The sequence below is a fragment of the Bradyrhizobium sp. 215_C5_N1_1 genome (genome assembly GCF_052075935.1).
Classification (GTDB): domain Bacteria; phylum Pseudomonadota; class Alphaproteobacteria; order Rhizobiales; family Xanthobacteraceae; genus Bradyrhizobium; species Bradyrhizobium barranii.
The window spans coordinates 4,992,999-5,002,636 of sequence record NZ_CP197228.1; the positions used below are offsets into that span (position 1 = coordinate 4,992,999).

Annotated in this window: 13 protein-coding genes; 5 read left to right on the plus strand and 8 right to left on the minus strand. The window is 65.1% G+C overall.

The features are described from left to right. Nucleotides 1-55 precede the first annotated feature (55 nt). Nucleotides 56-220 (minus strand): Flp family type IVb pilin, encoded by a 165-nt coding sequence (locus AB7G19_RS24210; RefSeq protein WP_028169565.1) that lies wholly within the window; start codon nucleotides 218-220, stop codon nucleotides 56-58. 305 nt (nucleotides 221-525) lie between these two features. On the opposite strand from AB7G19_RS24210, the gene AB7G19_RS24215 reads away from it, so the two are divergent. Further along, entirely contained in the window at nucleotides 526-1,848 is a 1,323-nt protein-coding gene (locus AB7G19_RS24215) for a hypothetical protein (protein WP_354113128.1), read from the plus strand. A 5-nt stretch (nucleotides 1,849-1,853) separates the two neighbouring features. Here the strand turns inward: AB7G19_RS24215 and pdxY are convergent, their stop codons facing one another. From pdxY to AB7G19_RS24230, 3 genes are all read right to left on the minus strand, one after another. Then, nucleotides 1,854-2,672 carry a pyridoxal kinase gene (pdxY, locus tag AB7G19_RS24220; RefSeq protein ID WP_085399041.1) on the minus strand — a complete coding sequence of 273 codons (819 nt, stop codon included), beginning with the start codon at nucleotides 2,670-2,672 and terminating at the stop codon, nucleotides 1,854-1,856. Nucleotides 2,673-2,816: 144 nt separating this feature from the next. Then, nucleotides 2,817-3,458, minus strand: a complete 642-nt coding sequence (locus tag AB7G19_RS24225) for an FMN-binding negative transcriptional regulator (RefSeq protein ID WP_354113127.1) — start codon at nucleotides 3,456-3,458, stop codon at nucleotides 2,817-2,819. 107 nt (nucleotides 3,459-3,565) lie between these two features. Continuing rightward, the gene (locus tag AB7G19_RS24230; protein ID WP_354113126.1) at nucleotides 3,566-4,198 is read right to left on the minus strand and encodes a TetR family transcriptional regulator; all 633 of its coding nucleotides are present in this window, start codon (nucleotides 4,196-4,198) and stop codon (nucleotides 3,566-3,568) included. Between the two features lie 97 nt (nucleotides 4,199-4,295). Between AB7G19_RS24230 and AB7G19_RS24235 the strand changes: the two genes are divergently transcribed. The 3 genes from AB7G19_RS24235 (at nucleotide 4,296) to AB7G19_RS24245 (ending at nucleotide 6,097) form a co-directional block, all read left to right on the plus strand. Then, nucleotides 4,296-4,961, plus strand: coding sequence for an O-methyltransferase (locus tag AB7G19_RS24235; protein WP_354113125.1), 666 nt, complete (start codon nucleotides 4,296-4,298; stop codon nucleotides 4,959-4,961). A 222-nt stretch (nucleotides 4,962-5,183) separates the two neighbouring features. After that, a complete protein-coding gene (locus AB7G19_RS24240) occupies nucleotides 5,184-5,528 on the plus strand; it encodes a DMT family transporter (RefSeq protein WP_014495640.1) in 345 nt (114 codons plus the stop codon). Then, nucleotides 5,528-6,097 carry a TetR/AcrR family transcriptional regulator gene (locus AB7G19_RS24245; RefSeq protein ID WP_071914440.1) on the plus strand — a complete coding sequence of 190 codons (570 nt, stop codon included), beginning with the start codon at nucleotides 5,528-5,530 and terminating at the stop codon, nucleotides 6,095-6,097. Before AB7G19_RS24240 ends, AB7G19_RS24245 begins: the two co-directional genes overlap by 1 nt. Nucleotides 6,098-6,109: 12 nt before the next feature. Here the strand turns inward: AB7G19_RS24245 and AB7G19_RS24250 are convergent, their stop codons facing one another. Together AB7G19_RS24250 and AB7G19_RS24255 are read right to left on the minus strand one after the other, a co-directional pair. Further along, complete coding sequence (locus AB7G19_RS24250; protein WP_354113124.1) at nucleotides 6,110-6,472, minus strand: hypothetical protein; 363 nt, start codon at nucleotides 6,470-6,472, stop codon at nucleotides 6,110-6,112. A gap of 88 nt (nucleotides 6,473-6,560) precedes the next feature. Beyond that, nucleotides 6,561-6,767, minus strand: coding sequence for a hypothetical protein (locus AB7G19_RS24255; protein WP_071914443.1), 207 nt, complete (start codon nucleotides 6,765-6,767; stop codon nucleotides 6,561-6,563). Nucleotides 6,768-6,879: 112 nt separating this feature from the next. Here AB7G19_RS24255 and AB7G19_RS24260 point away from each other — a divergent pair, with 112 nt between their 5' ends. Further along, nucleotides 6,880-7,158 carry a DUF3551 domain-containing protein gene (locus AB7G19_RS24260; protein ID WP_176400468.1) on the plus strand — a complete coding sequence of 93 codons (279 nt, stop codon included), beginning with the start codon at nucleotides 6,880-6,882 and terminating at the stop codon, nucleotides 7,156-7,158. A 15-nt stretch (nucleotides 7,159-7,173) separates the two neighbouring features. Here AB7G19_RS24260 and AB7G19_RS24265 read toward each other — a convergent pair whose 3' ends face one another. Continuing rightward, complete coding sequence (locus AB7G19_RS24265) at nucleotides 7,174-7,401, minus strand: hypothetical protein (RefSeq protein WP_224580733.1); 228 nt, start codon at nucleotides 7,399-7,401, stop codon at nucleotides 7,174-7,176. Between the two features lie 239 nt (nucleotides 7,402-7,640). Beyond that, a complete protein-coding gene (locus tag AB7G19_RS24270) occupies nucleotides 7,641-9,563 on the minus strand; it encodes an FAD-binding monooxygenase (RefSeq protein WP_441268142.1) in 1,923 nt (640 codons plus the stop codon). Nucleotides 9,564-9,638: the final 75 nt, after the last annotated feature.

The window sequence follows — 9,638 nt, forward strand, 5'->3', positions numbered from 1 at the left end:
GACACTTTTATGGGCGGCGGTCAGGCACCAAGCACATGCCCCGCGTCCACGCGGCTTATTTCAGCGCCGTCGCCAGCGATTGCAGCTTTGCGACGAGATTGGTGCCGAGCGCATAGATGATCTCGATGATCGCCAGCGCGATACCGGCTGCAATCAGACCGTATTCGATCGCGGTGGCGCCGGATTCATCGGCGGCAAATTCGGTCAACAGGCATTTCAATTTCACAACTCGCATCCTTCCAACTCTACCGCACGTTGCCGGCACGGGAGAGATACCAAGTCGCAATCCAAGATTGAGTAAATTCAATCCCTTCAATTTGATGACAATGAATGGCTGCCGCTTTTCAGCCACTTGCCGCCCTAAACCGCAGGGAACTTGCGTTGCACCTCGGCAACACCCGCCCGAAAAGCCCCGTTTCGCCCATTTGCGCCATTGCGCCGCCACACCATCCTCCGAACAATCGACGCGTCGCGTGCCTGGCTGTGCAAGATTGGTTCGAACAGAACCGTTTGGAGGCAGGGATCATGAATGATCGGCGGTCTCTTCTGGTGGCGGTCTCGTGCCCCTCGGCCGTTCTCGCCGGCTGGCTGGCGCTCTCCCTGTCCGCCTACGCTCCGGCCCTCATCGAAAAAAGCAGCGCCAATGCTTCCGCCGTGTCGCGCGCGAAAGATCTTGGCCGGCTCGAACTCGCTGACGTCCCGCATGCTGCGGCCATCGAGGATGGCGTCGCCCTGACCGCCGATATCGCGGCCGCTGTCGCTGCGACACCGAATCCGGATCCGGCCCCCGAGGCCGCAACAGCCGAGATGCCCGCCGCCGTCATCAAGCTCGCCTCGGCCGATTCGGCGCTGATCTTGCCGGCGGAAGCGCCGCCGGCGCTACAGATTTCGCCTGAACCCGCGCCCGTCCTCAGCGAGGCTGCACCAGCAGAAGCCGCACCGGCGCCGGAGCCCGTGATCAAACTCGCATCCGCCGATCCCACCGAGATCGTGACGACAGATGAGCTGTCGCCCGCGGCGATCGCGACCGGCCCAGCGCCTGCCGCGAGCAAGCCGTCGCCGCCGGCCGACACCGTCGCCGTGCTCGATGAGTGCTTTGTCATGGACGCCTGCATCGACCGCTACCTCTGGGCGCTCTACCAGCGCACGGCCAAGGAGGACTCGATCAAGGTCGAGGACCGCCGCGCCGTTACCGTCAAGCGTAGGGGCAAGATGGTCACGGTGATGCGCAGCTTCACAAAGCTGGTCGATCAGGATTTTGGCTGGAAGGATCCGAAAGCGGCCGAGCGCGCCAGCATGCCGATGATGGATTACGTCATCGGCGGCATGGACAAGAGCTTCAAGCGAAAGCTGTTTCGCATGCTGCTCGCAGCCGAGGCCGCCGGCCTGTCGCCGGGCATCACCAGCGCGTTCCGCGACGACTACCGCCAGTCGATCGCGAGCGGCCTGAAGGCCGCGTTCGACCGCTCCTATCATGGCGGCAGCACGCGCGGTGGCTACGGCCACGGCATGGCGGCCGACATCGTCAGCACCCAGGGCAACAACCGCGCACAGCGCTGGGTCTCGACCGAAATCCTGTGGAAGTGGGTCGACGCCAACGGCAAGGCATTCGGCATTGGCCGGCCCTATCTCGGCCGCGATCCGCCGCATGTCGGCCCGGTCGACGGCCAGGAATACATCTCGAAGCGTGGCACGGGAGACCGCAAGGAAGCGGCCAACGTGAGGTCCAAGAAGGTGATGCGGGCCGCGGCCCACGCAAAGCTGCGAAAGACACACGCCGCGCGCGAGCAGAAGAGTTTGGCTAAGCCGCAGAAGTCGGCGCAATCGGCCGGCAAGCGCGCGACCTGACCCTGTTACGGCTTCCGCCCGGGGATCGGCAGCGGTACGAGGCGCATCTCGGCGGTGCCTGCGTCTTGCGTGCGCACCAGCACCGCAAAGATGGTTTCGACCGCGAGCCGTACGGCCGCCTGCATCGCCTTGCCCTTGGCCAGATGCGCCGCAATCAGGCCGGTAAGGAGATCGCCGGTGCCTGAGGGGCGGATCGGCAACCGCGGCGTCGCAAAGCGCGACAGCTGGCCGTCGGCGCACAGGATCGTCTCCACCTGCCCTTCTGCCGTGTCAGCGAGCGTGCAGCCGGTAGCGACGACATCGATGCGACGTTGCCCCGCCAGCGCCGCGCAGGCCGTGCGCAGGCTCTGCGTGTCCGCGATCGTGACGCCCGACAGCAGCTCGAGCTCGAACTGGTTCGGCGTGGTCAGGTTGGCGGCCGGCAGCAGCCGGTGCTGCACCACGTCCAGAATGCCGTCGGCAACATAGACGCGGCCGTCATCGCCGATCACGGGATCGCAGAGATAGACGAGCTTCGAATTCCGCGTCAGCGCCCGCTCGACGAAGTCGGCGATCACAGCCGCGTTGCCAGGCGAGCCGAGATAGCCGGTGACCAGCACCGCGGCCTCGTCGACGAGGTCGCGCTCCTCGACGCCTTTGAGGAGATCGGCGACGAGCTCGGTCTCCAGCACCCGCCCGCGCAACGTCGGATAACGCGGATGGTTCGACAGCAGCGTCGTCGGCACCGCCGCGACGTTCACGCCCTCCGCTTGCATGGCATAGGCGGCCGCGCTGTTGCCGACATGGCCGTGGACCACCTGGCTTTGAATGGAGATGACGAGCATTGAGAGGTCCGTAAGATCAAATGCTGAGCGAAGCAAGCGTAGCAGGAACGGCTGGCGTAGCCCGGATGGAGCGAAGCGCAATCCGGGGTTCTCAGATCGCGGCATGAATCCCGGATTACGCTGCGCTCCATCCGGGCTACAAGTTTAGCGCATCTCATACCCCAGCCCCGGCCGCAGCGCCCGCATCTTCCGCGCCAGCCGCCGGTGCCCCGTCTCCTCCGACCGCGCCAGCCGGTCAGCGATCGCGACATGGTCCGCATCGCTCTTGTGCTGATTGAGCTTGGCCTGCCCCTCGACGGTGTCGACCACGAGATCGACGACCCGGATAGCAGCCAGCATGCTCTCGCGCTTGCCCGGCTCCATTTGCGCGAGGTCCCAGGGCTGCTTCGGCAACCGCGCCTCGGACGCCGCAAGCAGCGCATCGCCATGCCCGCGGTTCTCGTCCAGTTCGCGCAAATGCGCCACGCCGGACAGGTGCACGGCCTCGTAGAGCCAGGTCGAGACATTGTCGCGCGAAGAGTACCAGTCGTTGGAGATGTAGGCGTCGTCGCCGGCAACGATCAGCAGGAAGCGCCGCGTGCCGTCTGCGAGCGCCACGAGCGGATTCTTGGCGGTGAAATGGATCTGCACGATCACCTGCCCGTCGCGCTCGCCCAGCACGAACGGCACATGCGAGGCGCGCGGACCGTGCTCGTCCGCCGCGACGATCATGCCGAAGCCGCGTCGCCCGGCAAATTCCAGCGCGCGCTGCTCCTCGATGCGAAACTGGGGGCGAAGCAGATGCATGGCGCGGCGCTCGATGGGGCGAATAGGGGACGGCGAGCGAAGGCTAACCCATGACCCGGCAAAATCTGAAGAATAATCGGCCCGCAAACGCTGATGTCAGCAATGCCTCAGCGCCGCGCCAGCGTCGCAAGATAGGCGCAGAACATGTCGGCCATGGCATCGGCATAGGCTGCGATCTCCGTCTCGCTCCGCGTCTCTTCCGAAAAACTCTTGCCGACCTCGCTCAGCGTCGCCGTGATCAGCTCGCCGGCAAGGATACGCGTCGCATCCGAGGCATTCGGCAGCGCCTCCCGCATGAACGCGGCGACGATCCCCTCGCCGGCTGCCCGGGCGTCCTGCGCCTCGGGCGCGTCGCGATACAGCGGTGCAGCGTCACTGAGTGCGACGCGGATCGCGGCCTCCTCGCACTCGGAGCGAATGAAGGCGTGGACCAGCGCGCGCAGCCGCGCCGGTGGCGGCTTCGCCGCATCCGCGAGGATCCCGCGCAACAGCTCGCTCGTGCGCCGCCACTCGTCGCTCTGGAGGCGGAACAGGATCGCCGCCTTGTTCGGAAAATATTGGTAGAGCGATCCGACGCTCACACCGGCCCGCTCCGCCACCCGCGCCGTAGTGAAACGCTGCGCCCCTTCCTTTGCCAGGACCTGAACAGCGGCATCCAGAATGGCGGCCACCAGCCCGCTCGATCGGGCCTGTTGCGGCTGTTTTCGTGAGGAAATTGAACGGCTTCGGCGATCGGCCATGGCGTGCTCGGGCAATGCGAATAGGAAATGCGACGAATTAGTCGTATTTCAATCCCTGCGCAAGCACGCGCTTCTTCGCGAACTCCGGAGACATCAAATGACCACCCCGACCATCACAACGCTGGCGCCGCTGCTGGATCGCCTGTTTGACGAGGCCGAAGCGGCCAGGGGCGCAACGCATGCCGCCGTCGCCGATTTGTCCGACGCCGACCGCGCGCGGATGATGCGGAGCAAGACCGATTACCGCGACCTCTACGGACGCTTGAAGGACGCACCGCTCGCGGTCTCGCGCGAGACGGGTCACCTGCTCTACATGCTGGCGCGCAGTTCGCGCGCCAAGGTGATCGTCGAGTTCGGGACCTCGTTCGGCATCTCGACCCTGCACCTTGCCGCAGGCCTGCGTGACAATGGCGGCGGCCGCCTCATCACCAGCGAATTCGAGCCGTCCAAGGCGGCGCGGGCGCGGGACAATCTTTCGGCTGGTGGGCTGATCGATCTCGTCGAAATCCGCGAGGGCGATGCGCTGAAGACGCTCAGCGCCGATCTGCCCGACACGATCGACCTCGTGCTGCTCGACGGCGCCAAGGCGCTCTACCCGGAGATCCTGGATCTGGTCGAAGGCCATCTCAAGCCGGGCGCGATCATCGTCGCCGACAATGCCGACGACAGCCCCGACTATCTCGCGCGCGTCCGCAGGCCCGCAAGCGGATACATGTCCACCCCCTTCGCCGAAGACGTCGAGCTGTCCGTGCGGATCAGCTGACGCCGCGTAAAATCGACACTCTGAGCCGTCGTGCGATCCATCGCGCGGCGGCTTCGTCTTCTCGGCGAAACAGCCAAAACTCCGGCAAACCGCTGCCAGCAGGCTCCGCCCTGTCGCAGGCTCGTCACTCACACGTGATACCTCCACCCGCCAAAAGCCATGTTCCGCGTGCTAAACATACCTACCGCGCGGTATCTTTCGCGCGCCACATCTGAGCTCGCCATGACCTCCGCCTTCAATGCCTACGCAGCGCTTGCCCTCGCCATCGTCTTCGAGGTGACCGCGTCCGCCTTCCTGCAGCAGTCCGCGCAGTTCACGCGGCCATGGCCGACGCTGGCCATGGTGCTGTTCTACGTCGCCTCCTTCTACGCGCTGTCGGTGGCGATCCGGGTCATTCCGCTCAGCATCGCCTACGCGATCTGGGGCGGCGTCGGCATTATTCTGACCGCCACCGTCTCCTTCGTGCTGTTCCGCCAGATGCTGGACGCCGCAGCCTTCGTCGGCATCGGGCTGATCGTGTCAGGGGTCGTGGTCATCAACCTGTTCTCGCAGACGACGGCGCATTGATGCCAGCCAGCGCCTACACCCGCGCCAAGCAGCCCGAGCAGGTCCGGCGCGCCCTGCTCGACCATGCCGCGGCGATCGCCATGGATCACGGCGTATCGGGGATCACGGTGCAAGCGGTGGCAGCGGCGGCCGGCGTCACCAAGGGCGGGCTGTTTCATCATTTCGGCAGCAAGCAGGCGCTGATCGAGGGCCTGTTCGCCGATCTTCTCGCCCGCGTCGATGCCGAGATCGACGCCGCTATCGAAGCGGACCCGAAGCCGCGCGGCAGCTTTACGCGGGCCTATGTCAATGCGGTCTTCACCGGCAAGGCCTTCGGCTTTGCGACGCCCTGGGCGGCGCTGAGCATGGTCGTCGTCACCGATCCCTCTCTGCGCCGGCTCTGGAACGACTGGATGAAGGCGCGCCTGAAGCGTCACCGTACGACCGACGCGGCGCCCGAACTCCACGTCGTGCGCCTCGCCGCCGACGGCGCCTGGCTGTCCTACATCACGACGGGACAGACGCGTATGGGCGCGGACTTGCGTGCCGTGCACGACCGCCTGATCGCACAGACCTATCGGCGCGGATAACCGGAACGACAGCTATTGGCTCTGCACTGCCTTGGGCGGACGCGGCGCGGATTTGGCCGGCTTTGCACCGGACTTGGCCGCCGCGCGCGGCGGCGGTTCGTCGACGGACACCAGATAGGCGGCGAGCGCCTTGGCGGAGTCGGAGCTGGTTACGTAATGGTCCTTCAGGAACCAGGCGAGCGTCAGGCTAAAGCGCCCTTTCGCCAATCCCCGCGGGCTGCGATGGCAGGTCGCGCAGCCGTCCGCGAAGAGCTTTGCGGCCGGCTTGCCGGCATCGAGATTTTGCGCGGACGCGACCGTCACCGTCAGCGCCGCGGCTGCGAGAGTCACCAGGGGCGCGATCACGTCGCGCCCCGGTCGAAACAGCGAAATCAATGTCGCCCCCTAGAGCGTTTTCGAGCGAAGTGGATTCCGGTTCGCGTAAAGAAAACGCGTCAAAAGAAGAATCGGCCCCGTCGCGCGGTCACGCCGCCAACAGCTGATCGAATTCGGGCGGAGTGTAGGCCTTGCCGTCCGGGTCGGTGATGACGACCTTCCATCCCTCGCTCGCCCATACTTTTGCCTTCGCCACGATGAGCAACCGGCTCTCGCGGGCAAAACTGCACTTCTCATTGTCGCGTTCTGCGACCATTTTATAGGCCAATGCGCATCCCCTTGCGTCGCCCTGCACCAGCTCCCCTCGTGGCAGCGGGCTTTGGCGGCAATTCGCCGGGAGCGTGGCAATTTGGTGCCATCGACGGCAGCATTGTGCCCTGGTTCCAACTGAGCGACGGAGATTGATCGTGCGCAGCATCAGAAATGCGATTCTGCTTGTCGCGGGCTTGCCTGGCGTGGCGCTGCTTGCCACCGCACCTGCGCGGGCGCAGACCTACGATCCGCGCTATCCCGTCTGCATCGAGATCTACACCATCGACGGCAGCAGCATCGATTGCAGTTTCACGTCGATCGCGCAGTGCGCCGCGACTGCTTCCGGGCAGTCCGCCCAGTGCTACGCCAACCCTTATGCCCTGCGGAGCCGGCCACCGGGCCCGGGCCCATCGCCGCCGCGACGGAACCGTTAGGGGATCGCGATCCGGTCAGTGGACCCGGATGATATGGGGACGGCCGAGATCGATCAGCCCCTGCACCGCCGAGAGACGGTCGTCCAACGCTGCGATGGTCAGCAACAGGTTGTTGCGGCGCTCGTCGAGCATGCCCATCTCGGCACCGGTGAGCTTCGTGCTCGTCCGCTCCTTGTGAATCCCGTCGAGGGATTTGCGCAGCCCGGCGATCAGGCTGGACAGTTGTTTGGCCTCCTTGGTCATCGACCGCTTCGCGACATTTTGGCGGCGCGTCTCAGCCTGGCTCTGTCTCATCGTCATCCTCCCGTTGCCCCGCTGCCCCGAGTGGATGCTTACAGCTTTGAGTACACATATTACGATCGATGAAATCTGCCCGCGAAGAACTTTCTTAAATTGGACAAGCCGGGAACCTGACTCGAACCAAACGGAAAGCCCGGCGCGAGGACCGGGCTTTCGTTGGCAACGCCAGGGCTGTTTGAGCGTCAGCTCGCTTGCAGCATGAACCCGTCGAAGTACGCCGCGAGCGCAGAAAAAGCGTCGATCGGAAGGACCTGCGCGACATATTGGTCGGGGCGCACCACGACGATGCAGCCAGCCCTCCGATCGATACCGCGCATGGTGAAAACGTCCTGGCCGCTCTTGAGGTCCGGACAGAACATCTTCTCGTAGTCGATCAAGCCGTGTCGCCCCTTGCGCGGCAGCAGCAGCGCCGGCATCGCCTCCACGGCGAGCGCGCGATGATCCTGCTGGAAGACGGCACGCAGGTCGATCACGCTGTCGATGTCGGCTCCAGCGGGCGTATGGCGACGGACCGGCGATTCACGGGCCTCTGCGAGAAAATCACACAGCGCGCGGATCGCCGATCCCGCGGCGGCGGGATCCTCCGCGGGCGAAAACGCGTAGACGCGGAAGCGGCCATCGGCCTGCGCGGCATGGCCGAGATGCACCGGCTTGGCGTCCGCAAGCCGGATCACCGGCGCGGAATGGAAGCGCGTGCCGATGACGAGGCCTTCGGCAAGATGCTGGTGTGATGTCGCGCCAGTGAGGGGCGACGGCCGGTAATGCGTCGCCGTGCCCGCGGTATAGCGCCCGTGCCTGACGAAATAGTCCTGCGTCCTGGCCGCATCGGCACCACCGGCCTTGGCGGCGGAGGCGAGAATGCCCGCCCATTCGCGGTCGAAATCGATCAGCTCCTTCGCCACCGCCTGGCGCTCGGCCGAATAGGAATGCAAGAGGCCCGGTGCACACTGCCCCCGGAGGACGGCGGCGAGCTTCCAGCCGAGATTGAAAGCGTCCTGCATCGAGACGTTCATGCCCTGCCCCGCCTTCGGGCTGTGGGTATGGCAGGCATCGCCGGCGATGAAGATGCGCGGGAGGCGCGAGGCGATCTCGGCCTCCGGAACGTCGTCGAACTTGTCGGTCAGGCGCTGGCCGATCTCGTAGACCGACCACCAGGCGATCTCCTTCACATCCAACGTGTGCGGCTTCAGGATCCGCCGCGCTTTCGCGATCACGTCATCGGCGGTGATGTTTCGATTGGCGACGCGCTCGCCGACATCGAGCTTTGCGAGCTCGACATAGAGGCGGACCATGTAGCCGCCTTCGCGCGGAATGATCAGCAGGCTGCCGTCCTTCGCCGACTGGATCAGGGCCTTGAAGCGGATGTCGGGAAAATCGGTCACCGCCAGCACGTCCATCACGCCCCAGGCGTGGTTGGCGGAATCGCCATGCAGCTCGCGGCCGATCGATTTGCGCACCGTGCTGCGCGCGCCGTCGCAGCCGACGACGTAGCGCGCCCTGATCGTCTCCACCTTCCCCTCATTGCCGGCATCGGCACGTTCGAGGCGCACCGTCACGGCATGGTTGGCGGGACCCGCCGCCGGATCAACCACGAGATCGAGCAGGCGGCGGCTGTAATAGGGCTCGAGCTTGGCCGGAGCTTTGCGCATGACATCGAGAAAGCCGTCATGGATGCGCGCCTGGTTGAGGATGACATGCGGGAATTCAGACAGCCCGTCCTCGACATCCTGCACACGCCCGCTGCGGACGATCGTCTCGGGCTTCCGTTCGTCCGGCTTCCAGAACGTGGTCTCGTTAACCCAATAGGCTTCCTTCAGCACGCGCTCGCTAAACCCATAGGCGTGGAACATCTCCATGGTGCGGCAGGCGATGCCGTCGGCCTGCCCGACCAGCAAACGGCCCGGCTTCTGCTCGACGATGCAGGTCTTGATGTCGCCGAATTGCGCAAGCTGGGCCGCGAGCGTCAGGCCCGCAGGGCCGCAGCCGACGATGAGGACATCGACCTCTTCAGGCACGGCCCCGGCTGCGCCCGAAGCCAGAATGCGTTCGGCGGGATCGGCGATTTCAGGATCGCCCGGCTGAAATCCATTGAGATGGAATTGCATGAGCACCTCTCCCGTCAACGTCTTCTTCGATATTGCTCAGTATGCTGACTATCAGTATACTTGTCAACGATCCGC